This window comes from Pseudonocardia adelaidensis (genome assembly GCF_039543345.1).
Classification (GTDB): Bacteria; Actinomycetota; Actinomycetes; order Mycobacteriales; family Pseudonocardiaceae; genus Pseudonocardia; species Pseudonocardia adelaidensis.
The window spans coordinates 91,763-116,191 of record NZ_BAABJO010000028.1 but is presented as its reverse complement, the minus strand read 5'-3'; the positions used below and the strand labels follow the sequence as shown (position 1 = coordinate 116,191).

The following is a 24,429-nucleotide window of genomic DNA, read 5'->3' as shown; positions in this document are numbered from 1 at the left end:
CGGGCCCGTCAGAACGGCGCGTCGTCGTGCTCGTCCGGCGGGGCGGCGGGGAGGCGCGCGAAGGGGTCGCGCGGGGCCGCACCGTTGGTGCTCGTCGCCACCGGCGGCCCCGCCGACTCGGAGAGCCTCGTGGCCCAGGCCGGGAACGGGAACTCGACGGCCAGCGGCACCGGGATCTCCGGCTGCGAGACGAACATCGTGCCCGGCTTGGCCAGGGTGGCCCGCTGCCGCTGCGACGGCGGCAGGAAGCCGTACTCCGGCCGCCCGGCCTCGGCGGGGTCGAGCCGCCCGACGACCTTCACCGACGAGTTGGAGACGATCCGCCGCTCGACCTCGCTCGCCGTCTGCTGCGCGCCGATCAGGATGATGCCCAGCGACCGGCCGCGTTCGGCGATGTCGAGCAGCACCTCCTTGATCGGGCTCGAACCCTCGCGCGGCGCGTACTTGTTCAGCTCGTCGATCATCGTGAAGAGCAGCCCGCCCGGCCCGGCCGCCTCCTTCTTGCGGGTCTCGGCCGCGAGCACCACACCCACGACGAAGCGCTGCGCGCGCTCCGGGAGGTTGTGCAGGTCGACGACCGTGACCTGGTGGGCGTCGGTGCTCACCCGCCTGCCCGGCGAGTCGGTGAGGTCGCCGCGGACGATCGAGCGCAGCGGCCGCAGGCTCGAGCGCAGCCGCCGCAGGAACGCGTTGATCGTGCCCGTTCCGGTGACCGGGCCCGCCCAGTCGCGGCGCTCGTCCTCGTCCGTGAGCCGGTCGGAGACGAACTCGACGAGGTCGTCGTACGTGCGCAGGATCTGGCCGCCGACGACGACTCCCCCGTCGCCGACCGGCTCCGCCTCCCGGCGCAGCCGGGCCGCGACCTGGTGGATCACCATCGTGTACTGGTTGCGCTCGTCCTCGGCGTCGGCGAAGACGTAGGGCAGCAACTCCTCGGCGCAGAACTCCGCGAGCGTCCACCAGAACGCCTTCACGCCGCTGGTGCGGCCGCTCACGAACGGCCGCCCGGACAGGTCGTCGGGCGTGGGCGGGGCGAAGAAGCCGGCCGACGAGAACGGCCCGGCGGGCAGCCCGACCGTCGCGTAGGCCGACATCAGGTCCTCGTCCAGCTTGGTGTTGGCGTGGTCGAGGAAGAGCAGGTCCTCGCCCTTCACGCTGAACACCAGCGCCTTCGCGTTCACCGACCGGCGCCCGAGCACCCCGCTGCGGAAGATCGAGTAGAGCAGGAACAGCGCGAAGCTGGTCTTCGTCGCCACGCCGGAGATGCCGCTGATCGAGACGTGCCCGCCGCGCGTGCCGTCGAGGAACTCGAGGTTGACGTAGATCGGGGAGCCGTCGCGGCCGAGCCCGACCGGCACCTTGAGGTCCATCTGGTCGAAGTACAGCGCCCGCGCGCGCTCCTCCCCGGTCGCCCTGGTGGCGATCGAGCCGGGGGTCGGTGGCACGTAGCACTCCGGCTCCACCCGGGTGGTGGTGACCTCGGCGATCTCCTGCACCTGCGCCGGCAGCACGCCGTCGGCGATGAGGAAGACGTCCGAGCCGAACGTGGCGCCCTCGTGCCGCGCCCGCACCTCGGTGACGACGCCCGCCGTCATGACCGGCCCGATCCCCGGTACGGGGCGCACGGTGACCACGACGTCGTCCAGCTGCAGGTACTGCTCGGGCGCCAGCGCCACGCTGAACTGCAGCGGCGTGGAGTCCTCCGTGCCGACCACGCGGCCGACGGCGGGGGCGGATGCGTCGGACAGGGCTCCTCCTCGGCTAGCCGGGCCGGGTCGACGATAGCGACCGGTACCGTCAGCGACGTGGCAGGTCGCCCGGCGCGCCGGCCCGGGGCGCCCGGCGCACCGTCAGCAGTACGAGCAGCACCAGTGTTCGGGTGTGATCAGGTCGAGACGGACTACAGCGGGATCCAGCGATCGGCCCACCGGCTCAGGGCGTAGACCGCCGCGTGCAGCTCCCGGCCCTTCTCCGTGAGCCGGTACTCGATCCGCACGGGTGTCTCGGCGTGGACGACCCGCTCGACGATGCCCTCCTGTTGCAGCTCCTTGAGGCGTTCGCTGAGCATGCGGTCGGAGAGGCCCGGAACGACCTCGCGCAGGCCGGCGAACCGGGTGACGTCGAGCAGCATCGCCCGCACGATCGCCCCGGTCCAGCGCTTCCCGATGACCTCGACGGCCTTGTGGTAGCGCGGGCAGAACGCGGTGTCGGTGACGTCCACACACCGAGACTAACGAATCGTAAGCAACCCCACGAGACGTAAGCCGAAAACGACCATGGCTCCCGGTCTACCTGCAGGTCCTTCCGTTCGGTAATCTGCCGATCACCTGTCGTGAGGAGCTCGCACATGACGCACGACGAGCTCGAGCGGCTCGTCACCCGGCTGCTGGAAGGCCTGTGCCGGGCAATGTGGGGTTTCGCGCCCCGGATGATCCCGCACGTCGTCCGCAACTTGGGGCCCGGCCGGTCCGTGCTGTGGTTCGCCGCCAACATGCCCCGCCTGCTGTGGACGATGCACGTGCTCGGCCCGGTGCGCACCCACCTGGCCGCGGTCACGATCTCGCTGCACAACGGCTGCACGTACTGCGCGTACGGCCACGCCTTCGCCCTCGAGCTCGTCTACCTGCGCGACCGCGGTCGCCTCTTCCCGGTCTCCGCCCGCACGCTGGCGACGTGGCAGGACCTGCCGCCCCGCGAGCTCGCGCAGCGGATGCGGCGGGTCCTGCAGGAGGCCGGGCTGCACGCCGAGACGCTCTGGGTCGACCGCACGCTCCTGCTCGCCACCGGCGTCACGCGGCCCGTCGACGCCGACGAGGCCCGGATCGCCCACCTGGTGCGCATGCTCGGCCGGATGAACCGGATCGCCGTCGAGGCCGGCATCGAGCCGGACGAGGCCCAGAACCCGCTGAACAAGAACACGGCCCTCAAGCTCCGCTACACCCAGCTGCGGGCGGCCACCGGATAGCGTGTCCGCGTGGTCGACATCCCCGATCCGACCGTGCTCTACCGCGTGCGGGACGGCGCCTACGCCGCCGACCTCCTCATCGCCGCCGTCGCGGAGATCGATCTCTTCACGTGGCTGGCGGCGCACGGCCCCGTGACCGCCGCGGACCTGTGCGCGAAGCTGGGGCTCGCCGAACGCCCGGCCGACGTGCTGCTGACGTACTGCGCCGCCCTCGGCCTCGTCGACCGCGACCTCGACGCGGGCGACCGGGTGGGGCTCACCGGGCTCGGCCGCCGGCACCTCGTCGCCGGCTCACCGTTCGACCTCCGCGCGTACTACGGCTCGCTGGCCGAACGCCCGGCCGTGCACGAGCTCGCGCAGGTCCTGCGGACCGGCTCCCCGGCGGCGTGGGCGAGCGCGGAGCGGGAGGCCGACTGGTCGGAACGGCTGGGTGACCCCGCCTTCGCCGAGCGGATCACGGCCGCGATGGACGCGCGGGGCGCCTTCCTCGGCCCCGCGCTCGCCGCGGCGCTCGCCGACGTGCCGGTGACGGCGCTCCTCGATGTCGCGGGCAGCTCGGGCGTCTACGCCGCCGCCGTGCTGGACGCCCGGCCCGAGGTGCGCGCCGCGGTGTTCGAACGACCGCCGGTGGACCGGGCAGCGCGCACGCTCCTCGCGGACCGCGGGCTCGCCGGCCGCATCGATGTGATCACCGGCGACATGTTCACCGACCCGTTCCCGGCCGGGTTCGACACGCACCTGTACTCCCACGTGCTGCACGACTGGGACGCGCCCCGCGTCGAGCGGCTCCTGGCCGCGTCGTTCGCGGCGCTGCCACCCGGCGGCCGGCTGATCGACCACGACACCCACGTCGACGCCGACAAGCGCGGGCCTCTCGCCGTGGCGGAGTACTCGGTGCTGCTCATGCACTCGACGCCCGGCAAGTGCTGGTCGGTGCGCGAGCTGGCCGAGATGGCCGGGCAGGCGGGATTCGTCGACGTCGAGCACCGGCCGGGCGCGGGCGACCGCGGGGTGCTGATCGCGCGCAAGCCGTGATCAGCTCTTGACCAGGCGCTCCAGGATCCGCTGGTAGACGCCGTCCGCCGACCACTGGTGGTGCCGCTTCCACAGCGTCTGCCACGGGCCGAACTCGGCGGGCAGGTCCCGCCACGGGCAACCCGTCCGGTAGCGCCAGAGGATGGCCTCCAGCGTCTGGCGGTGGTCCCGCCATGGTCGTCCGCGCCGCCCCGCGCTGGACGGGAGCTCGGGCGCGATGAGCTCCCACAGCTCGTCGCTGATCGCGGGCCCGGCGTCGTGCGCGGCAGCGGAGGCACAGCGCGCGATGGCCGACGCGTGCTCGGCGGGACGCCGGTGAACGGGCTGCGGACACTCCCCGAGCTCGACGAACTGCTCGAAGGTGATCGCGGCGGGCGGCAGCGGCGGGCCCTCGGACGACCGGAGCCCGGCGAGTGCGATGGCCAGGTGCCGCCGCCACGCGTCCGGCGCCACCTGGGCGGTGACCGGCACCACCTGCTGCAGCGAGTACATGACGAACATCAGGTCGGTCAGCTCGGCGTCGGGCCGGATGGCGCCCTGGCGCTGCGCGTTGCGGAACAGCGTCTCGGAGAGCCGGAGGGCGGTCGTGCACAGCTCGTTGAGCGCCGGCGACTGCGACATCCCGCGGGTCACCAGGTCGGCGAACGCCTTGTCGGTGGCGAACGCGGCGCACGTCTCCTCGAGCCAGGTGACCAGCGCCTCCCACGCGTCCGGGATCCGCAGCACCCGCTCGCGGATCTCCTCGAGCTCGCTCCCGTACTCTGCGAAGACCGCCTCCCAGAGCGCCTCCCGGGTGGGGAAGTGCCGGTAGAGGGTGGCGTTGCCGACGCCGGCCCGGCGGGCGATCTCCCCCAGGGAGGCCTCCAGCCCCTGCTGGCGCATCACGCCGCGGGCGGCCTCGAGCAACCGCCGCCGGTTGCGGCGTGCGTCGCTGCGCAGCGCGGGCCTCGCGCCGGGGGAAGCAGGCATCGCCCGTGATTGTATCAACAAAACGTGGCACGCCCCCCGCTTTCGTCGGTACAGTGTCCGCAGTTCACCGGGGAAGGACCCCCGCTCCTGTCGGGCAGCGTCGCGCGGCATCACCTCCGGTACCGAGGGGCACGTTCATGACCAAGTCGCTGGACGACGAGCTCACGCGCGCGGACGTCCCGGCAGACGCCGCCGCGGACGGGCGGGACACAAACGGCTCCCGCCCGGTCCCGCCGCGCAGCACCCCGCCGCCCCCGCCCGCGCCCCCGGTCACCGGGCCGCCCGCGACCGGCTGGGGTCTCCCGCTCGCCGTGCTGATCACCGGCATGTTCATGTCGGTGCTCGACCTCAGCATCGTGAACGTCGCGATCCCGTCGATCCGCAAGGACCTCGGCGCCAGCATCGACAGCGTCCAGTGGATCAGCACCGCCTACAGCCTCACCGAGGGCGTCATGGTGCCGGCCAGCGCGTGGCTGGGCGCGCGGTTCGGGCTCAAGCGCCTCTACGTCGCTCTGATCGTGCTCTTCACGATCGCGTCGCTCCTGTGCGCCCTGTCCAGCGGGCTGGGCGGGCTGATCGCGTTCCGCATCGTGCAGGCGATCCCGGGTGGCGTCCTCCCGGTCACGTGCATGACCATCCTGTTCCGCATCGTGCCGAAGGAGAAGCTCGGCGCGGCCATGGGCATGTACGGGCTGGGCATCGTCGTCGCACCGGGCATCGGCCCCACGCTGGGCGGCTACCTCGTCGAGCACACGAACTGGCGCGTGATCTTCCTGATCAACGTCCCGGTCGGCATCCTGGGCGCGATCGCGGCGGCCATCTGGCTGACGAAGTTCCCGGCCGAGAAGAGCAAGCCCTTCGACTTCGTCGGGTTCACCTTCATCGCCGCCAGCCTCTTCTCCCTCCTGCTCGCGCTCGAGGAGGGCGACAACTGGGGCTGGTCGGACTACCGCACCGTGATGCTGTTCCTCGGCGCCGCCGTGTTCATGGCGCTCTTCATCGTGGTCGAGCTGCACGTCGAGCACCCCGTGCTCGACATCCGGGTGTTCAAGCACTGGCCGTTCGTCAACTCGCTCCTGCTGATCAGCACGATGTCGATCGGCCTGTTCGCGGTGCTGTTCTACGTCCCGTCGTTCCTGCAGGACGCACAGGGCTGGACGCCGCTGAACACCGGCCTGACGCTGCTGCCGCAGGCCCTCGCGATGGCGCTGCTCATGCCGTTCGCCGGCCTGCTCTACGACAAGGTCGGTGCCCGGTGGCCCGCCGCCGTCGGGCTGGCGCTGGTCGGCTCCGGGATCCTCCTGCTGTCCCGGATCAACGTCGACATCACGCGCGGGGAGCTCATCCTCGGCATGGTCGTCATGGCCACCGGGATGGCCCTGGGCATGATGCCGATCATGACGGGAGGGCTCTCCGTCCTACCGCCCGAGATCACCGACAGCGGCAGCGCGATCAACACGCTCACCCAGCGCGTGAGCTCGGCGCTCGGCCTCGCCATGATGACCGCGATGGTCCAGGACAACAGCGCGCAGTTCATGTCCGACCGGTCCACGCTGATGGAGAGCGGCTCGAACCCGCAGCTCACCGAGATGCAGCAGCAGGGGACCGCCGGCCTGCTCCCGATGTACCAGGAGGTGGCGGGCCAGGTCCAGGCGGCGGCCTACAGCAGCGGGTTCTTCATCGCGGGCTCGCTCACGCTGATCGGCGTGGTCCTCGCCTTCTTCCTGCGCTCGGGCAAGCCCGCGGCGGGCGCGGACAAGCCGGTCGCCCACTGACGCTTCCCCCGTGAGTGGATACGAGTGTTCCGGCACCCGTATCCACTCACGACTTCTCAGCAGACCGGGTCCGACGGCTTCGGGTTCGCGAGGCCGAACGGGCGTCGCCCGCGCAGGCCCACCCAGGTACCGGCGATGGCGGCCAGGCCCCAGACCCAGCCGGACAGGCTGCCGGAGGCGATGCCGGCCAGGTAGGCGCCGATGTTGCAGCCGCTCGCCAGCCGGGCGCCGACCCCCATGACGATCCCGCGGACCACCGCGGCCAGCGCCGTGCGCCACGGGATCGAGCGGTGCACCACCCAGGCGTCGCCGGCGGTGGCCGCGAGGGCGGCGCCGATCATGATGCCGATGTCGGTGAGCGAGGTCTTGTCGGCGAGCACGGGTCCCGCGAGCGACTTGGCCTGCGCGGGCTGCTGCCAGTAGGCCCACGCCTCCGTGTGCAGGCCGACCGCCTGCAGCGCCTTCGCGCCCCACAGCGCGAACGCGTCACGACGAATCCTCTTCGGACGCAGGGGGAGGTGGGCGGTGGTCGTCAGGGGCGACAGGCCGCCGCGCGCTGCGGGCAGTGGTCGACGTGGCGCCGACGCGTGAGGATCACTTGCCTAGGCCAACTTCTCACTCGCCGGTGGGCCTACCCTTTGCCGGTGAGACCGCTCTCGGCCGAGCGCTCGTTCGCCGCCTACGGCGCCTCCCACTGGATCGTGCTGGCCGTGCTGGCCGCGGGGGTGGTCCTCCTCGCCCGGTTCGGCGGCCGGTACCGGGGCACCCCCACCGCGGCGAGGGCCGGCCGCGTCTTCGCGGTCGTCCTGGTCGCCTTCCACCTCCCGATCCTGGTCTACGACCTGTCGCCCGCCCGCTTCGACATCCAGCACTCCCTCCCCTTCCAGATCTCCGACCTCGTCTGGATGGCCGCCGCATGGGCGTTGTGGACCCACCAGCAGTGGGCGTACGGGCTGACCTACTACTGGGGGCTCACGCTCGCCCCGCAGGCGATGATCACACCCGCCCTGCAGGGCCCGGATGCGCTGAGCATCGACTTCGTGAGCTTCTGGGGCCAGCACCTGCTCGTGCTGTGGGCGGCCGTCTACCTGACGTGGTGGGTGGGGATGCGCCCGACGTGGCGGAGCTTCGCCCTCGCCGCCGTCGTCACCGTGGCGTGGGGCCTCGCGATGCTGGCGTTCAACGCGGCGGCCGGCACCAACTACCTGTTCGTCAGCCGCAAGCCGGACAACCCCTCGCTGCTGGACCTCATGGGCGGATGGCCCTGGTACCTGGGCGTCGAGCTCGTCGTCGGGCTCGCCGCCTGGGCTCTGCTGACGTGGCCGTGGACCCGGTCGCGCGCGCTCACGGCCTGACGACTTGCGCCCGGCCCAGCCGGTTCCCGGACCTGCTGAGCTTCCGGGCGATCGGCCTGGACATCGTCGAACCGGACGGGGGCGAGCGGTACTACGAGACGCTCAGCTGGGAACTACCCGGCCGACCTGGTCCCCCACGACACCCGCGCGTTCAGCCTGCAGCCCGACCAGCTCGCGGCCTACCCCACCTGGGCGGCGCTGCCGGCGGTGCGGGCCGGCCAGGTCGGGAGGTGGAGCGCCGAGGCTCGCCAGTCCGCGCAGGGCTTCGCCGCCGTGCTCGAGGACCTCGCCGCCACGGTGACGGCGGCCCGCGACGACGTCAACTGACCGCCGGGCTCGCAGCCGGGGCGTGGCGCTGCTCGGGGATGCCGACGTGACACCCCGGGCAGAGCCAGTGGACGTCCGCGGTGCCACCGCGCCGCACCTCCATCGGCTCGCCGCACTCGCCGCACGTCCGCGGCTCCCCGGTCCACTCCGCCTGCAGCTCCGCGAGCAGCCTGCCCGCGAACGCCGGCCCGGGCACCGCGACCAGGCCATCCCCGGCCACGAGGAGCACGACCCGCTCGTCGACGACGACGATCCCACCGTGCTCGTGGTCGGACCTGATGACGGTGCCCGCCGGGGCGTCCTCGCCGGGGCCGGCGAACACACGCACCCGTGCCCCGCGACGGGCGGCGTCCCGGAGGGGCGCGTCCACGTCCCCGGGCCACGGCGCCCACATCCACACCGACCGCTGCGCGTCCGCGAGGTGCCGGTCGAGCGCGGCGCCCTCGTGCACGTCCGCCCGGAGCAGCTCGCCCACCTCGCCGAACGTCGCGTCGCCTCCGGGTGGTTCGCCCGCCCCGAGCAGGGCGGCCGCGCTCCACGTCCGGACCTCGCCGCGCTCCACCGCGGCCCGCAGCGGGCCGTCCGCCGCGCCGTCGGCGATGACGTACAGCCGTTCCCCGGCCAGGGCGACGCCGGCGCCGAAGGTCCGCGGGCCGGCGGCGCCGGCGGCCAGGTCGAGCACGAGCGTCGCGAACCCGCGGCCCTGAAGCGCCTGCACTGGGGCCACGGCCGTGCCGGCGACCAGGCCGTGGTCCCGGAGCGCGGACAGGGTGACGTCGGCCTGCACGACGTCCGGGGCGACCACGCCGACCGTCCCGTCGCGCACGTGCCGTTCGGCGAGCGCCCTGGCCAGCACGGCCCCGGCCGCCGACCACCGGCCGTCGACGGCACCGGGACGGGCCGCGGCGAGGCCGGGGACGGTGGACACGTCGACCAGCACGATGTCGGCGCTCTCCCCGGTCGCAGCGCGCAGCCGCTCGTAGCTCGTCTCGTTGGCCAGCCGGCACACGGTGGCGCCGAGCCGGGAGCGGGTGAGCGCGACGCAGCCGTCGTGCGCGTCGACGTCGGCGGGCGAGGTGATCCCGAGGTGCGAGAAGCAGGTGGCCCGCACCCAGCGCTGCACGTCCGGGCTCGGGTCGTCCGGCACCGCCGGCCCGAGCTGCAGGAAGTCCCCGAACAGCACGGCCGTGGTGGTGGCCCGGCAGAGCACGAGCAGCACCTCCGCGAGCGGCGCGGCACCGGCCCCGTCGACGAGGACGACGTCGAACTCCGCACCGGCGAGCGCGGGGTGGACGCGCGACCGCGTGAGCGTCGTCGCGACCAGGCGCGCGTCGCGCACGAGCCGCGCCTCCGCGTCCGCGCGCAGCGCCCTGCCGCGCTCGACGAGCTCGCGGTGCCGGGCCTCGAGCGCCGCGGCGCCGTTGCGGCGGTGGACCAGCTCGTACAGGCGGGCGTGGCGTTCGGGGAGCCCGCGCAGCACGCTGTCGGCGACGAGCCGTCGGTCCTCGTCGGTGGCCTCGCCCCGCGCCTCGGCCGCGTCGACCTCGCCGCGCAGCCTGATCAACAGCTCGCGCGCGCCCCGGTACTCCTCGTCGGCGGCGGCCAGCGCGGCCTCGGCGTTCGCAACGCGCAGGTCGGCGTCGTCGACATCGGCCTGGGTGTGCTCGCCGATCACCGCGCGGGCCTGCAACTGCACGTCCAGCCAGCGCCGGCGCCCGTCCGCCGCCGCGCCGGCGAAGCGGCGCAGCTCGACGCCCGCCTCCTCGACGAGGCGGCGGTGCTGGCGCCGCGCGCGCCGGCCACGGGGTTCCTGCTGGGCGAGCGCGTTGCGCTCCTCCTGCAGGGCCCGCTGCCGCGCCTCGAGCGCGGCCAGGCCGTCCACGGCGAGGCGCTGGTGCTCGAGCGCGTCGCGGACCGGGCCGAGGGCCGCCTGGGCGTCCACCGCCTCTCCCAGCTCGGTGGCGGCGGCGACGACCGCCCGCCGCGCGGACTCGTCCGCGGCCTCCGCCTCGGCCAGGCGCGGGCGGAGATCGTCGAGGGTGTGCCCGGCGGTCACGCGGGCGGCCGCGACGCGGTAGGCGGGCTCGTCGAACTCGCCCAGCTCGGCGCGGAGGCGCTCGACCTCGGGAGCGAGCTCCGCGGTCGCCCGCAGCTCGGCGGCGACCGCTGCGGCCTCCTCGTCGACCGCCGCCGACGCGGCCGCCGCGACCGGATCCCGCGCCGCCCCCACCCGGACCGCGACCCCGGGCTCCGGTGACATCCGCTCGACGGCGGCGGCCAGCGCCTCGTCGAGCGCCTCGTCGACCGTGGAGACGAAGAGCACCCGCTTGCCGTCGGCCACCAGCGCCTCGATCGCCCGGGTCTGCACCTGGGCCTTCCCGGTGCCAGGGGGCGCCCAGACCAGGCGCAGGCCCGGGCTCAGGCACGCGCGGAACGCCTCGGCCTCCTCCTCCACGAGCCCGTCGGGCTTCGCCTTGGACGTCGGCTTCCCGGCAAGCTTCCTCGCGGCGAGGGCCTCCCCGAGCGGCGCCGCGGCCGCGGCGCGCAGGCCGTCGAGGAGCGAGCCGACCACCGGTTCGCTGCGTCCCCACAGGCGTCCGCCCTCCTCCGCCGACCCCGCCTGCGGCCGGAGGACGAGCACGCCGGCCTCGTCGCGCAGCTCCTCCACCGGGCGGGCCGGCTCGAACTCCGGGCCCAGCTCACCGGCGAGGCAGGCGTCGAGGAACGCGATGCGCCGGTCGCGCGCGTCGACCACGAGCCGGCCGTCGTCCTGCGCAACCGCCGGGCCGAGGTCGACCCACGCCGCGGCCCGGTGCGGCCCGCCCTCCAGCGCGGCCCAGCGTTCGACGCCCGCGACCACGCCCGACGACCACTCCGCGCCCATCCCGACCCCCAGTTGGTGCTCCCCCGATCGATTGAACCAGCGATCGTGCCGTCACATGGAGCAATCGGGGTGAGTCTGAGCCCACCGATCCGGAGGAAGCTGGGACCGGACCGTTAGCGAACGGACCTTCCCAAGCCGGACGTCCTGCACGAGTATCCGGATCAAATACGATCCACCCGGCGTGGGAAGGACGGATGATGGGACGACAAGGACGTCGTGCTCTGCTCGCGGCGCTGCTGCTCATCGCGACGGTCGCCCTGGCCGCGTGCGGCATGCGCGGTGCCGGCGCGGGCGGCGGCGACGCGGCGGGCGGCGAGACCTTCACGATCAAGTTCTCGCACGTCGTCACGCCGGCCACGCCGAAGGGCCAGGCTGCGCAGAAGTTCAAGGAGGTCGTCGAGCAGCGCTCGGGCGGCCGGATCAAGGTCGAGGTCTACCCGAACTCCGAGCTCTACGGCGACAAGGACGAGCTGCAGGCCCTGCAGTCCAACAGCGTCCAGGTGCTGGCGCCCGCGAGCGCCAAGTTCACGACGATCGCTCCGGCCCTGCAGGTGCTCGACCTGCCGTTCCTGTTCGACAGCGTCGACGACATCCCCAAGGTCGCCTCCCCCGACTCGGCCGTGGGCAAGGCGATCTACGAGAACGAGGCGCTCGCGGCCAACAACATCAAGGTGATGGGCCTCTGGGACAACGGGCTCAAGCAGCTCTCGTCGAACACCGAGATGCGCACGCCCGATTCGCTGGCCGGCCTGAGCTTCCGCATCCAGCCGTCCGACGTGCTGCGCACCCAGTTCGAGAAGTGGGGCGCCAGCGCCACGCCGATGGCGTTCTCCGAGGTCTACAACGCGCTCCAGCAGGGCGTGGTCAGCGGCCAGGAGAACCCGTACTCGAACATCGAGTCGCAGAACATGCACACGGTGCAGAAATTCATCACCGAGTCGAACCACGGCTACGTCGGGTACGTGCTGGTGATCAACAACCAGTTCTTCCAGAGCTTGCCCGCCGACCTCCAACAGATCGTCCAGCAGTCCGCCGACGAGGCGAGCACCTACAACCGCGAGGTCGCCGCGAAGCTGAACGCGGACGCCCGCACCACGATCGAGCAGGCGGGCACGACGACGATCACCGAGCTGACCCCCGAGGAGCGCAAGGCGTTCAAGGACCGCGTGGTGCCGTCGGTCTGGCAGCAGTACGCGGACGTCATCGGGCCGGACCTGGTCAACGACCTGCTCGCCCAGCAGAACGCCCAGTAACCCTTGGGAAGCTCCGTGCACCGGTTCGACCGGGTGCTGACGCGGATCGAGAACGTCCTCGCCGCGTCGGCGCTCGGCCTGGCGACGGTGATCGCGATCGTCGCGGTCCTGCTCCGGTACCTCTTCGGGACCTTCCTGTTCTGGTCCGAGGAGGCGATCATCTACTTGATCATCTACTCGACCTTCCTCGGCGCCGTCATCACGCTGCGGCACAACGAGCACGTCAACGTCGACATCTTCGGCGCCTTCCTGAAGGCGCGCGGCAAGCGCGTGCTCGCCGTCATCGCCGCCGCGATCACCGTGGTGTACCTCGGCTGCATCGGCTTCTTCGCGTGGCTGCTGCTGTTCGAGCCGTTCTCCACGTCGACGATCACACCGTCGCTCAAGCTGCCGCTGTGGGTGGTGGAGCTGGCGGTCCCCATCGGCCTGACCCTGATGCTCCTGCGCGCGCTGGAGATCCTCGTGCGGAACGCGCGGGGCGTCGAGGCCTTCGCCGAGGGGCACCGCTCGATCCTCGAGGTCGAGGCGGAGGCGACCGGCCTCGACGTACGTGACGTCGAGCGCACCCGCGAGCGTGACGACGACGAGGGGAACGACCGGTGACCGAGGCCACGATCGCGCTCGTCGTCACCCTCTTCGCGCTCCTGTTCTCCTCCGCCCCGATCGCGGTGGCGCTGGGCCTGACCTCGTTCGCGTACTTCTTCTACTTCACGACGATCCCCCTCACCCAGGTGCCGGAGCGACTGTTCAATGCCCTGAACACGTTCCCGCTGATGGCGATCCCGTTCTTCGTGCTCGCGGCGAGCATCATGAGCCGCGGCGGGATCAGCAGCCGGCTCATCGCGGCGTGCAACGCGGTGGTCGGCCAGTTCCGCGGTGGCCTGGCGATGACCGGCGTGCTCGCGTGCATGTTCTTCGCCGCCATCTCCGGGTCCAGCCCGGCCACCGTCGTCGCCGTCGGCACCCTGATCATCCCGGCGCTGATCACGAGCGGCTACCCCCGGCGCTTCTCGACCGGCCTGATCGCGACGTCCGGCTCGCTCGGGATCCTCATCCCGCCGTCGATCCCGCTGATCGTCTACGGGATCGCGACCGAGGAGTCGATCGGCGACCTGTTCCTCGCCGGCATCCTCCCCGGGCTCCTCGCCGGCTTCATGCTGCTCGGCCTGGTGTTCGCGATCTCCTACCGCCGCGGCTACGGCTCCGGCGACGACGCGATCGTCATGACGACGGCCGAGAAGCTCCGCGCCCTCCGGGACGCCGTGCTGAGCCTCGCCCTCCCCGCGCTCGTCCTCGGCGGCATCTACGGCGGGGTGTTCACCCCGACCGAGGCGGCCGCCATGGCCGTGTTCTACGCGGTCATCGTGTCCGTCTTCGTCTACCGGGAGCTGGATCTCGCGGACCTCGGCGGGATCCTGCTCTCGTCGGCCCGCACCTCGGCGATGATCATGTTCATCATCGCCAACGGGATCCTGTTCTCGTTCGTGCTCACCTCCGAGCAGATCCCGGGCGAGATCACCGAGCTGCTGCTGGGCTACGACCTCGACAAGTGGTCGTTCCTGCTGCTCGTGAACCTCATCCTGCTGGTGGCCGGCTGCTTCATGGAGACCTCCAGCGCGATCCTGATCCTCGCCCCGATCCTGCTGCCGATCGCGCTGGAGCTCGGCGTCAACCCGATCCACCTCGGGATCATCATGGTGATGAACCTCGAGATCGGCATGGTGACCCCGCCGCTGGGCCTGAACCTGTTCGTGGCCAGCGGTATGTCGGGGATGAGCGTGCTGCAGGTGGCACGGGCGGCGATCCCGACGGCCGTGGTGCTGCTGGCCGCGCTGTTCCTGGTGACCTACGTCCCGGTGATCTCGCTGGCGCTGCTCGGGGGCGGGTAGCCCGTCAGTCGGGCTCGGCGTCGCCGACGTCGAAGGCCCGGTCGAAGTCGCCGCCGAAGACGTTCAGCACCACCTCGCAGTCGCAGTAGCCGCCGTTGTCCTCCAGCTCGCGCCGCAACCGCGGCCAGTGGACCCCGGCGCCCTTCGCCCATTCCTGCGCAGCGCTCAGCGTGCCGTCGCACGCACGCCGCTGCGCCGCCACCGCGTTCGCCAGCTCCACCTGCTGGTCCAGCGAGAGGCTCAGGCCGGGGCGGTCGAGGTCCAGCTCGTCGTAGTCGTCATCGGGGATGTCGTCGAAGAAGTTCGTCATGGCGCCGACGGTGCCCGGGGGCACCGACGGTGGCGGGCCGGCCGACGGGAGTTATCCACAAGTGGGGCCGGCCGGCCGGCGGCGTAGGAGGGGCACGTCCAGGTGCGTGGATCCGCCCAGTGTGAGGGTGAAGGTCTCGCCCGCGGAGCCGTGGTAGGAGAAGCAGGAGGCGTCGTTGCCGGCGATCGCGAGCCGGAGCCGGTGACCGGATCGGAGCACGGCGGACACCGGCAGGAGCTCGACGACGAGGTCGAGGTTCTCGCCAGGTGTGACGGGGAGGCGGTCGGCGCGCGCGAAGCTGCGCGGCACGCCGAGGCCCGCGGGCTCGGCCGGCCCGGCCGTCGCCCGTTGGAGGAACCGCAGGCAGCCCTCGGTCAGGTAGGTCACCGTCCCGTCGGGACCGACGTCCTCCAGGTAGGCGTAGACCACCCCGTCGGTCCCGTTGGTCGCCAGCCGGAGCGTCACGACCGGGAACCCGAGGACGTGGAGGTCGGCCGGGAGCGGCGCGGAGGTGAAGGTCAGCAACGCCTCGTCGGCCTCGCGCCGGTCCGGGTAGGCGGCGCCCCGGCCGATCTCGCCGGCGAGCCAACGGTTGGCGGGACCGGTCGACGAGCCCGGGTTCACGGCGTACCGCACGGACGACCCGGGCCCCGCACCGTCCGCCAGCTCGCCGCCCGTACCCGGGTACAGCCGGCGCACGTCGAGGTTCCCAGGTGGCCACGCGTCCACGGTGCGCCACTGGTCCGTGCCGAGCGTGCTGTACGTCAGCGTGCCGCGTCCCGCCGGTGGTGTCGACTCCTCGTCGAGGTATCGCGCGACGAACTCCACCAGGCGGCGGTCCTGGCCCTCGGGGCCGGCGAGACCACCCTCGTCGAGCGGACCGGCGGGCCGCAGCGGGTCGGCGTACGTGCGACCGCCGTGCCCCCACGGCCCGATCTCGACCGTCTGGTGGTTGGGCAGGGTGGCGAACCGGGTCAGCGCGCCGGCGACGAAGGCACCGTCGACCCAGCCGACCCGCACCAGCAGGGGGACGCCGGTCGCGGCGATCGCGTCGTGCGCGGCGGCCGGCGCGGTGATCGCCCAGTCGAGCCCTTCCACCCGGTCGTCGCGGAACGGCACCAGGTCCATCAGCTCGTGCACGTCGGTGTTCGACTGGTGCTCCGCGACCGCCTCCGCCAACAGGGCGGGGCCGTCCGGACCGTCGACCGGTTTGACCGGCGCCGGGAGCGCGATCGACTCCGCGGGCAGCCCCTGGAGCTCCCCCAGTCGTTCGCGCGCCCCGATCACGCCGTCCTTGAGCCGGCTCTCGCACATCCACCGCGCGAACCGGCCGGAAGTGGCGGCTCCGCCCGGGTAGAAGAGTTGGCGGTACGGGTCGTGCGGGCTGAACAACGCTGCGACGGCAACCAGGTGCGGGTTGCCGAGCCGCGCGACCAGCTCCGCGGCCTGGCCATCGTAGGACGTGCCGTAGGCACCGACCCGGCCGTTCGACCACGGCCTGGCCGCCACCCAGTCGATCAACTCCCCGAAGTCGGCGATCTCGCGGGCACCGAGTTCGCTGGTCCGCACCCCGAACGACGCGCCCGTGCCGCGCACGTCGGCCACGACGAACGCGAACCCTGCGGCGTTCCACAGCTCGCCTTCCGCCCGGTTGGCGTCGAACTCGGGACCGGCGCGAGCCGGCTCCTCCGCGCGGTGGTAGCGGGTGGTCCGGACAACCGCACCGACCGCCTCGCCCGCCGCGATCCGCTCGACCGGCAGCCAGACGTCGACGGCGAGCCGTACGCCGTCGCCGACCGGGACGTACACGGACTGCAGCCGCCGGTACGGGTCCAGGATCATCGCCCGCGATCCTGGCACCGCACGCCGCCTGGCCGGTAACGCTTATCCGCCTGCGGCCACCACGGCCTCGTGCCACGCGTCGAGCAGCCGGCTCGCGGAACCGCCGACCGGGCCGAGGGCGGCGGCCGGCGCGCCCGGCGCGAGCGGCCGGGCCTGGTCGACGCTCGGCACGACCGCCCCTGTGGGCGGAACCCCCACCGCGACGTCGCCGAGGAGCCCGCGGTTCGCCCGGAACGACGCCGCCTCCGCCGAGGACGACGCCGTCGCCGCACCCACCCGAGCGCGCACCTCCGCCTGGGTGAGCGTCCACCCCCGCCGCTGCGCCTCGGCCAGCAACGGCAAACGCCGGCTGCACCAGCGCCCTACTGCCGGGGCGACTCCGCGAAACGCACGATCGTTCCGGCGAGCGCGTCACCGAACCGGTCGAGCGCCGTCCGGTCGATGGCCTCCGCCCGGTCGCACGCGGCGTGGTAGCACGGGTCGAACTCCACTCCCGGCTTCCCGCCCCACCGCTCCGCCTGCTCCCCGGTCTTGCGGCCCTCGTCCCCGGCGAGAACGCCGCCGGTCCGGATTCCCGCGTCGAGGAACGACGCGAAGTCGGAGCCGCCGTCGAACTCGACGCGCTCGGCCGCCACACCCACGGCGGCCAGCTCCTCGGCGAGGACCCGGCCCGCGACGTCCGACCCGGGTGGACCGGTCGCGGCGAGGTCCCCACCCACGCCGCCCTGCACGAAGTAGCCCGCGTTCGGCGACGCGACCATGTCCACGTTGAGGTACACGGCGAGCCGCTCCCGGTCCTCGGGGGAGAGCGAGTCGACGTAGCCCACTGAGCCCTCGAAGTTCTGCTCCTCCGCGGCCCAGAACCCGAAGCGCACCGGGTTCGGCAGCTGCGGCGATCCCCCCATCCGCACCGCGATCTCGAGGAGCGCGGCGACGCCGGAGCCGTTGTCGTTCGCGCCGGGGCCCTCGGGCACCGAGTCGAGGTGGGCCCCGGCCAGCACGACGTTCTCCGCGTTCCCGGTGCGGGTCTGCGCCACGACGTTGCGGACCGTCCCCTCCGTGTCCTCGAGCTGGACCGACGGCGTCGTCACGTCGAACCCGGCGTCGCGCAGCACCTGCGCGACGTAGTCGACGCTCGCGTCGTACCCGGGCCCGGGAGCGGCCCGGTTGCCGCCGTTCGCGTCCGCGATGCGCTGTAGCGCGTCGATGTGCACGGCCGAGCCGGCCGCGGTGACGTCCTCGACGAGCTGAGTCCGGAACGTGCCGGGATCCGGCGGCTCCGATCGCTCGGGCGTCGACGTCCCTGCCGGGGCACAGCCGGCGAGCAGGAACACGACGGCCAGCAACACCGTGCTTCGCCACATCGCTGTGCTCAACCGGCGGGCACCAGCGGCGCCTCCTCGTAGCCGGGCATGGTGTCGATGACCTCCATCGCCTTCGTGAAATTGACGAACGTGTTGTTCATCAGCGCCCGCGGGTCGAAGTCCGGGCTGGCGAGCACCCCGTGCACGCGGCGGCGCTGCATCCCGAAGTTGCCCGCGTCGTAGAGCGGAAGGACGGCGGCCTCGCGGAGGAGCTTCTCCCAGTTGTGCTGCTTGTCCAGGCTGTTGACGCCCACGACCTGCATGCACTTGTAGACCGCATCGAACATCAGCTCGGTGCACTGGATCTTGCACATGGCCCCGATCAGCTCACCGTGGTAGTCGTGCTGGTCCATGTAGTGCGCGGTCTTCCAGCAGAAGTAGCGGCACATCTCGATCCGCGCCGCCACGTCGCCGAGCACGTAGCCGACGTTCTGGTAGTTGATGATCGGGCTCGCTCCACCCGCGGTGTAGGTCTTGGCCCATTCGAGCGCGGCCTCGTAGGCGGAGCGGGCGACGCCGACGGCCGCGATCCCGGCCACCGGGCCGGACCACGCGAAGTTCCGGTTGATCAGCAGGTCGCCGTTGCCACGGGTGCCCTCGATGAGGTTGTCCACCGGTACCCGCGCGTTCTCGAAGACGATCTCCGCGTTCGGGGTCAGCCGGTGCCCCATCTTGTCGATCAACGTGTAGGTGACGCCCGGTGTGCCGCGCTCGACCATGATCGCCGACAGGCCGTCGGTGCCGCCCCGCCCGGATTCGGTGCGGACCACGACGATGCTCGCGTTGGCGCCGTTCCCGTCCCAGCCCGCAACGTTGCAGGGCCAGTACTTGCGGCCGTTGAGCACGTAGTCGTCGCCGTCGCGGAGGGCGGTCACGCTGATGCCGACGGGGGCGGCTCCCGGCGAGTCGAAGTTGGCGGTGCCGCCCGGCGACCCGGCCGGCTCGCTGACGGCGTAACCGACGATGTACTCGCCTCTCGGGTCGGACGTCGCGGCGCGCAGGAACCGTTCCTTCTGCGCGTCGGTCCCCCAGTACCAGACCGGCATGAGACCGAGCCCGTTCACCAGGATCGTGCAGGCGAACCCCGGGTCTACCGCGCAGATCTCCTCGGCGGCGAGGATGACGTCGACGTTCGACAACCCACCGCCGCCGTACTCGGTCGGAAGCATGCAGAAGGCGATGCCCCGGCGGTAGGCCTCGACGTAGGCCTCCTTGGTGCGCTGGAAGCCGGCCATGGGATCGGCCTCCGCGTCCGCCTCCCGTACGGCAGGAGCAAGGACCTCCGTGGCGAACTCCCGCGCCGACTGCTGGACCCTGAGCTGATCCGTCGTGAGCGTGAAGTCGATGGCCATGAGTCCTCCAGGTGTTCCGACCGGGGCCGCTGCGGCATCCCGTTCGGCTGCGGTCCGCGCAACCTCCGGCTCGTAGTGTCCTCGGACCGAGCTGCGGGCGCGGCGCCTTCCCGGAGGATTCGCCACGTCCCCGATCGGGCCAACGAGGGCAGCATTCGAGGTACGTGGGACGGCCGCAGCCTGGTCAGCGGGACTTCATCCGAGGACCGGTCGGCCAAAGCCGGGCGGCCAGCGGCGCGCCGGACCAGGACGACGGGATGCACGCCTACGATCGGCGCCAATGCACAAGCCCGACCACGCTGAGCTGCCGAAGCGGTTCGAGGCCGAGCTCGCCGGTATGGGGCCGGCCGACCTGCAGGAGCTGCTGGGCCGGCTCGTCGGCAGCGTCGGTGGAGCCGAGACCGTCGAACGAACGCGTCCGTCGCGACGGCGCGAGCGCCGTGCTGATGTCGTCACCTTCCGCGTTCGCATCGACCTCGCCGGGACGAAGCCACCGCTGTGGCGGCGCCTCGAGCTCGCCTCCGACATGCACCTCGACGAGCTGCACGACGTCCTGCAGATCGCGTTCGGCTGGACGGACAGCCACCTGCACCAGTTCAGTGCGAGCAACAGCCAGTACGACCCCGACACCGAGCGCTACCTGACCCCGTCCGACATCGAGGAGGGCGAGGAGGGGACGCCCGAAAGCGAGGTCCGCGTCGACGAGGTGCTCGCCGAGGTCGGCGACGAGCTCTTCTACGCCTACGACTTCGGCGACGGCTGGCAGCACACCGTGCGGCTCGAGGCCGTGCTCCCCCGCGAGGATGGCGAACCGCGGGCGATCTGCACCGCCGGGCGACGACCGGGCCCGCCGGAGGACTGCGGCGGTGTGTCCGGCTACGAGTTGTTCAGCGCGGCCACCGACCCGACGCACCCGGACCATTCCGAGGCGCGTGCCGAGATCGCCCGGGTCTACGGATCCGACGTCGAGCTCGACGGTTTCACACCCACACCGTTCGCCGTCGACGAGATCAACACCCTGTTGGCAGGCCTCCCGACGCAGTCGACGGCCCTGCTGCCCGAACCGCTCGCGGACCTCGTACGCGCCGTGCGGGACACCCAGGAGCAGATCCGTCTGCGCACGCTCATCAGCGACACGGCGCCCGACGCCACGATCGACGCGGGCACGGCCGCCCGCATGGTCCGTCCGTACACGTGGCTGCTCGACCGGGTCGGCGACGACGGCATCACGCTCACCGGGGCCGGCTACCTCCCGCCGGTGCACGTGGAAGCTGCGGTCGCCGAGCTGGGGTTGGCGGACGAGTGGATCGGCAAGCACAACCGCGAGGTCCAGACCCTGCCGGTCCTGCACCTGCGTGGATCCGCGCAGAAGATGGGCCTGCTCCGCAAGCACCGCGGGAAGCTGCTGCTCACCACCCGCGGACGCCGGCTGCGCACCGACCCCGTCGGCCTGTGGTGGCACGTCGCCGAACGGGCCCCTCTGGCGTCCAGGGACCGGTGCGAAACCCAGGCGGGCCTCATCCTGGTGATCGCCGTCGCCGCCGGCGTGACGGACGACCTCGATGCCGTCATCGCCCGAACGCTGAACGCCATCGGCTGGACGAGGGGTGACGGCCGTCCTCTCACCGGATACGACGCCGGCTACGCCGCATGGGGTACCAGGACCCTGCTCCGGCGCCTGGACGCGCTGACCGGCGGCTCGTACCGGCGAGAAGAGCGGCCGACACCTCACGGCATCACCTTCGCGCGCGCCGCCCTCCGCATCTGGCCCTGACGGAGGCGACAGCCGACGGCCACGAAAGCGTGCGGGCAAGTCGGATGCGTCACGGGCGGCCTCCCGCGGCGGCGCGCAGCACGCCCGGGGCCGACCTCGTCGACGGGGTGGGGCCCGGGAGATCAGCTCGTCGTCTCCAGCCGGACCGTCACGGTGTCGCCGTCATCGATCCCCTCCCGGTCACGCACCGACTTCTTGACCGGCAGCAGGTAGCTGCCACTCGCCTTGTCCGGGAACACCGACGTCGCCCAGACCGTCCCGCCGATCCGCACGTACACCCGCACCGACCCGAACCCCGCAGGCTCACCCGCACCGTCCCGGACCTCGTCGGCGACCTCGAGTGGCAGCCGCAGGAACCGCCATGACGGCCCGTCCTCGTCCCAGGCGAAGACGTCGGCGGTGAAGGTCCATTCCATGGGCGGCAAGAGTAAGCCGATGATCTACGTGCGGTCGGGGGCGCGCATGCGGAGCAGCTGCATGTCCGTCGTCCCCGGCTCCAGCCCTTCGTCGACGAACCCGCCGCGCTCGGCCACGCGGCGCGCGGCGGCGTTGTCAGGGCGCGTGCGGACCACGATGTCGACGCCGCTCGCCACCTTCGGCGCCACCCGGACGCACTCGGCCAGGATCCGCCCCGCGATCCCGCGACCATGAACGCCGGGCGCCAGCCGGAAGTACACGTTGAGCACCGGCTCGCCGGCGACCGCGCGGTGCTGGATGCCACCGAGCCCGGCGTGCACGCGGTCGCCGTCGCGCGGCTCCGGCCCGGGGACGCCGGCCGACCACCAGGTGCGCGGCACGAGAACTGTCCAGTACCCGAAGCCGTGCCTCCCCCAGTGGTCGATCATCGGCGCGAGGAAACTCCGCGAGTGCGCCAGGTCGACGTGCCGCTCGTGCGGGTCGAGGGTGTACACGCGCGGATCGCCGTGGACGGCGAGCACTCCCTCCGCGTCCGCAGGGAGCAGGGTGCGCAGGAGTAGCCCGTCGTCCTCGATGGAGGTCCACCAGCACTCGGTCAACCCGCTGCTCCCTCGAACAGACCATGTCTACCGCACGTTCGGAGAGCGGCGGCATCAGCGAACCGGGGGCGGGAGGGCCACCCTCAGAGCCGCCCCCACAGCGCCGCGTTCTCGCCCTCGGTCCGGCGGTAGTGGTCCTCCATCACCTGCAGCGAGTCGCGGATCCGGAGCAGCTCGGCCTCCAACGCCACCATGGCCGCGTACGACCCGTCCGCTGCATCCATCACGCGCGAGTTGTATTCGCGCGCAGTGTCGGCGCTCACCGGGTCGCCGAGCCAGGGCTCGGCGATGTATCCCTCCTGGCGAAGCCGAACAAGGTGCGATCTCAGCTCGGCAAGCGAGTCGTCGAATGCTAAGCGCACCACCGGGATCGCGGACGGCTCGATCCGCAGGGCGGCGGACGGGAGCAAACCAGGCATGCGCCCTCCTCCGATCGGATGATCCGACCGTAAACCTGCCCGGGCAATTCGCGACCCGAGGAGCGCTGATCGTGTGCGATCGTGAACGCCTCGCCACCGGAGGTCAGTGGTCGACCAGGGTCGCCATCACTTCACCCGCGACAGTCTCCGCGTCACGGCACAGCTGTGGCTGCGGGATCGGTGGCTGCCGCCCGCCCGTCGCGAACTGCACATCCAGCAGCTGGCCCGCTGCGACATCCACAACCACGGTGCAGTAATCGGTGAACCGGGTCGGAACCGCGACGAGCGCCGGAAAACCCCGTACCTCGATCGGGCGCAGTTCTGCCGCCAGCTCGCCCGATGTGAACCGTTCGATCCCGACGCTCGTCACGAGGCTCACGCCAACGGTGACGGCTCGTGGCTCGAACCCACCAGTGGTGCACGACGGGACTTCGGCCCCTCGATACAAGCCGACAGGGGCCTGCGAGAAAACGGGCCGACCGTCCAACCCCAGCTTCTCCCGCTGCTCATCCGTGAGCAGGGAGCACGGGTCCACCCCGTCCAGCCGCACCTCCCTTGGCCGTGGTGGGAGCTCGACGGCCGGTGGCGTCGGATGGGCCGCCGGACCCGCCGAGCCCTGGATCGCGCACGCGGAAGCCAGCATCACGACCAGTACCGCACCAGCCACCCGTCGCACGAGGAGCACGGTAGCCGTCCGGTCACACTGGGGTCATCGATCGTGGGACATCGCGACCGCAGCGAGGCTGCTCCGCTCAGCCGACCGGAGCGACCGATTCGATCCCGCCACGGTGAACTCGCGTGTGGAACACCGATGGCACCAGGTGTTTGGAGAACCTCCTCCAGCCACCGGCCACACTGCAGCGCTCGGTCCTCGATCAGGCCGTCCCGCGGTGACGGCTACAGCGCGTCGGCCCATCCGGCCGGATCATCACCGGCGGGGATGGCGGTGATGCCATACCAGAGCGCGAGCACATCGAGCCACTGGTGCTCGAGCGGGCTGAGTGACCGCACTGATCGGTACCCGTCCAGGAACGCGCCGCGAACACCCACCGGCGTGGGGCGCCAATCGGTGAAGTAGGTGCCGAGCCGGACGAACGTGTTCGCCAGGTCGACGACGCAGTAGTCCCATGTGACGCGGTCGAAATCGAGGACGGCGGCGACCTCGGAGCCGGCCGTGATGATGTTGGACGCCCGGTAGTCGTTGTGGATGAGCTGGAGTCCGCTGTCGATCGGCGGCAGCGACGCGACCTGCTCGCGCAGCCGCGCCGACGCGGCAGGCACCGTCCCTGCGTCGTCGTGGTCCAGCCACGTCTCCAGCCGCCTGCGCAGGTCGACGGGCCGGGCCGGCTCGACCTCGATCAGCCTGCTGTCCCGGTGCACGGCCAGAGCGCAGTGCAGGTGAGCGAGGCACGCGCCGGCCCGCCGGACAGCGGTGTCATCGGTGATGTCGAGCAGGCCGCCGTCGACGTGCGGTTGCACCGTCATCGACAGCGGCGACGCAGCGGAGTCGACGATCACGCGCAGCCGGCCGTCGACCGAGGGCAGCGGCGGCGCCACCGGAATCCCCTGCCCGTGCAGCACCTGGAGCAGATCTGCGATCGCCGCCAGCCTGACGAACTGGTCCTGGGCCCGGGACCATTTCGCCACCACCGTCCCCCGGTCGGTGCAGAGCCACGCGATGCCGTTGGCGGCGCTGATGAGGATCCGGTCGCACGCTTCGACGTCGATCGCCCAGTCACGGGCGAGGCGTTCGGCGAGCCAGCCGGCCGCGTCGTCGAAGCTGTCCAGACCGAACCGCTCCTGCAGGGCAACGCGCGGATCGGTCGATTCCCACAGCATCGAGAGCCCGGTCGGGAACATCGCGAAGATCGTAGTGCGCAACCACTGGATCATGAGCTCG

At 72.1% G+C, this 24,429-nt stretch carries 21 protein-coding genes and 3 pseudogenes; 8 read left to right on the top strand and 16 right to left on the bottom strand.

The genetic code is table 11. The annotated features are described in order from the left end of the window. Positions 1 to 8: 8 nt before the first annotated feature. Both ABEA81_RS30515 and ABEA81_RS30510 read right to left on the bottom strand, forming a co-directional pair. Entirely contained in the window at positions 9 to 1,715 is a 1,707-nt protein-coding gene (locus ABEA81_RS30515; RefSeq protein WP_345609755.1) for an ATP-binding protein, read from the bottom strand. 185 nt (positions 1,716 to 1,900) lie between these two features. Next, on the bottom strand, positions 1,901 to 2,221 hold the full coding sequence (locus tag ABEA81_RS30510) for a winged helix-turn-helix transcriptional regulator (protein ID WP_345609754.1): 321 nt from the start codon (positions 2,219 to 2,221) through the stop codon (positions 1,901 to 1,903). 126 nt (positions 2,222 to 2,347) lie between these two features. On the opposite strand from ABEA81_RS30510, the gene ABEA81_RS30505 reads away from it, so the two are divergent. Together ABEA81_RS30505 and ABEA81_RS30500 are read left to right on the top strand one after the other, a co-directional pair. Beyond that, positions 2,348 to 2,965, top strand: a complete 618-nt coding sequence (locus ABEA81_RS30505; protein ID WP_345609753.1) for a carboxymuconolactone decarboxylase family protein — start codon at positions 2,348 to 2,350, stop codon at positions 2,963 to 2,965. Between the two features lie 9 nt (positions 2,966 to 2,974). After that, complete coding sequence (locus tag ABEA81_RS30500; protein WP_345609752.1) at positions 2,975 to 4,000, top strand: methyltransferase; 1,026 nt, start codon at positions 2,975 to 2,977, stop codon at positions 3,998 to 4,000. A 24-nt stretch (positions 4,001 to 4,024) separates the two neighbouring features. Here the strand turns inward: ABEA81_RS30500 and ABEA81_RS30495 are convergent. Further along, positions 4,025 to 4,243, bottom strand: a pseudogene (locus tag ABEA81_RS30495) (transposase); the annotation flags it as partial. 168 nt (positions 4,244 to 4,411) lie between these two features. Next, a pseudogene (locus ABEA81_RS30490) lies at positions 4,412 to 4,969 on the bottom strand (TetR/AcrR family transcriptional regulator); the annotation flags it as partial. Between the two features lie 137 nt (positions 4,970 to 5,106). Between ABEA81_RS30490 and ABEA81_RS30485 the strand changes: the two are divergent. Next, positions 5,107 to 6,744, top strand: a complete 1,638-nt coding sequence (locus ABEA81_RS30485; protein ID WP_345609751.1) for a DHA2 family efflux MFS transporter permease subunit — start codon at positions 5,107 to 5,109, stop codon at positions 6,742 to 6,744. Positions 6,745 to 6,800: 56 nt separating this feature from the next. Here the strand turns inward: ABEA81_RS30485 and ABEA81_RS30480 are convergent. Then, positions 6,801 to 7,229: pseudogene (locus ABEA81_RS30480) on the bottom strand (YeeE/YedE thiosulfate transporter family protein); the annotation flags it as partial. A gap of 159 nt (positions 7,230 to 7,388) precedes the next feature. On the opposite strand from ABEA81_RS30480, the gene ABEA81_RS30475 reads away from it, so the two are divergent. Further along, on the top strand, positions 7,389 to 8,099 hold the full coding sequence (locus tag ABEA81_RS30475) for a YwaF family protein (protein WP_345609750.1): 711 nt from the start codon (positions 7,389 to 7,391) through the stop codon (positions 8,097 to 8,099). Between the two features lie 319 nt (positions 8,100 to 8,418). On the opposite strand, the gene ABEA81_RS30470 is transcribed toward ABEA81_RS30475, so the two are convergent. Next, positions 8,419 to 11,310, bottom strand: coding sequence for an AAA domain-containing protein (locus ABEA81_RS30470; RefSeq protein ID WP_345609749.1), 2,892 nt, complete (start codon positions 11,308 to 11,310; stop codon positions 8,419 to 8,421). Between the two features lie 194 nt (positions 11,311 to 11,504). Here ABEA81_RS30470 and ABEA81_RS30465 point away from each other — a divergent pair, with 194 nt between their 5' ends. Genes ABEA81_RS30465 through ABEA81_RS30455 form a run of 3 tightly spaced genes read left to right on the top strand, consistent with a single transcriptional unit; the run spans position 11,505 to position 14,452 of the window. After that, positions 11,505 to 12,563, top strand: coding sequence for a DctP family TRAP transporter solute-binding subunit (locus ABEA81_RS30465; RefSeq protein ID WP_345609748.1), 1,059 nt, complete (start codon positions 11,505 to 11,507; stop codon positions 12,561 to 12,563). A 15-nt stretch (positions 12,564 to 12,578) separates the two neighbouring features. Further along, on the top strand, positions 12,579 to 13,166 hold the full coding sequence (locus ABEA81_RS30460) for a TRAP transporter small permease (RefSeq protein ID WP_345609747.1): 588 nt from the start codon (positions 12,579 to 12,581) through the stop codon (positions 13,164 to 13,166). Next, positions 13,163 to 14,452, top strand: a complete 1,290-nt coding sequence (locus ABEA81_RS30455) for a TRAP transporter large permease (protein ID WP_345609746.1) — start codon at positions 13,163 to 13,165, stop codon at positions 14,450 to 14,452. Before ABEA81_RS30460 ends, ABEA81_RS30455 begins: the two co-directional genes overlap by 4 nt. 4 nt (positions 14,453 to 14,456) lie before the next feature. Here ABEA81_RS30455 and ABEA81_RS30450 read toward each other — a convergent pair whose 3' ends face one another. From ABEA81_RS30450 to ABEA81_RS30430, 5 genes are read right to left on the bottom strand one after another with little or no spacing between them, the layout of a single operon-like run. Next, complete coding sequence (locus tag ABEA81_RS30450; protein WP_345609745.1) at positions 14,457 to 14,762, bottom strand: DUF2695 domain-containing protein; 306 nt, start codon at positions 14,760 to 14,762, stop codon at positions 14,457 to 14,459. 51 nt (positions 14,763 to 14,813) lie between these two features. Beyond that, on the bottom strand, positions 14,814 to 16,604 hold the full coding sequence (locus ABEA81_RS30445) for a CocE/NonD family hydrolase (protein ID WP_345609744.1): 1,791 nt from the start codon (positions 16,602 to 16,604) through the stop codon (positions 14,814 to 14,816). A 42-nt stretch (positions 16,605 to 16,646) separates the two neighbouring features. Beyond that, on the bottom strand, positions 16,647 to 16,946 hold the full coding sequence (locus ABEA81_RS30440; RefSeq protein WP_345609743.1) for a hypothetical protein: 300 nt from the start codon (positions 16,944 to 16,946) through the stop codon (positions 16,647 to 16,649). Between the two features lie 20 nt (positions 16,947 to 16,966). After that, positions 16,967 to 17,968 (bottom strand): M20/M25/M40 family metallo-hydrolase, encoded by a 1,002-nt coding sequence (locus tag ABEA81_RS30435; RefSeq protein ID WP_345609742.1) that lies wholly within the window; start codon positions 17,966 to 17,968, stop codon positions 16,967 to 16,969. A gap of 8 nt (positions 17,969 to 17,976) precedes the next feature. After that, the gene (locus ABEA81_RS30430) at positions 17,977 to 19,320 is read right to left on the bottom strand and encodes an acyl-CoA dehydrogenase family protein (RefSeq protein ID WP_345609741.1); all 1,344 of its coding nucleotides are present in this window, start codon (positions 19,318 to 19,320) and stop codon (positions 17,977 to 17,979) included. Positions 19,321 to 19,600: 280 nt separating this feature from the next. Between ABEA81_RS30430 and ABEA81_RS30425 the strand changes: the two genes are divergently transcribed. After that, positions 19,601 to 21,094 (top strand): plasmid pRiA4b ORF-3 family protein, encoded by a 1,494-nt coding sequence (locus ABEA81_RS30425; protein WP_345609740.1) that lies wholly within the window; start codon positions 19,601 to 19,603, stop codon positions 21,092 to 21,094. Positions 21,095 to 21,216: 122 nt separating this feature from the next. Here the strand turns inward: ABEA81_RS30425 and ABEA81_RS30420 are convergent, their stop codons facing one another. The 5 genes from ABEA81_RS30420 to ABEA81_RS30400 all read right to left on the bottom strand — a co-directional run bounded on the left by ABEA81_RS30420 (position 21,217) and on the right by ABEA81_RS30400 (position 24,410). Beyond that, a complete protein-coding gene (locus ABEA81_RS30420) occupies positions 21,217 to 21,510 on the bottom strand; it encodes a DUF1905 domain-containing protein (RefSeq protein ID WP_345609739.1) in 294 nt (97 codons plus the stop codon). 24 nt (positions 21,511 to 21,534) lie between these two features. Continuing rightward, entirely contained in the window at positions 21,535 to 22,110 is a 576-nt protein-coding gene (locus ABEA81_RS30415) for a GNAT family N-acetyltransferase (protein WP_345609738.1), read from the bottom strand. 83 nt (positions 22,111 to 22,193) lie between these two features. Further along, positions 22,194 to 22,529, bottom strand: coding sequence for a hypothetical protein (locus ABEA81_RS30410; RefSeq protein WP_345609737.1), 336 nt, complete (start codon positions 22,527 to 22,529; stop codon positions 22,194 to 22,196). 103 nt (positions 22,530 to 22,632) lie between these two features. Then, positions 22,633 to 23,172: a DUF3558 domain-containing protein gene (locus ABEA81_RS30405; RefSeq protein ID WP_345609768.1), complete on the bottom strand. Its 540-nt coding sequence runs from the start codon at positions 23,170 to 23,172 to the stop codon at positions 22,633 to 22,635. A gap of 254 nt (positions 23,173 to 23,426) precedes the next feature. After that, on the bottom strand, positions 23,427 to 24,410 hold the full coding sequence (locus ABEA81_RS30400) for a phosphotransferase enzyme family protein (protein WP_345609736.1): 984 nt from the start codon (positions 24,408 to 24,410) through the stop codon (positions 23,427 to 23,429). Positions 24,411 to 24,429 lie beyond the last annotated feature (19 nt).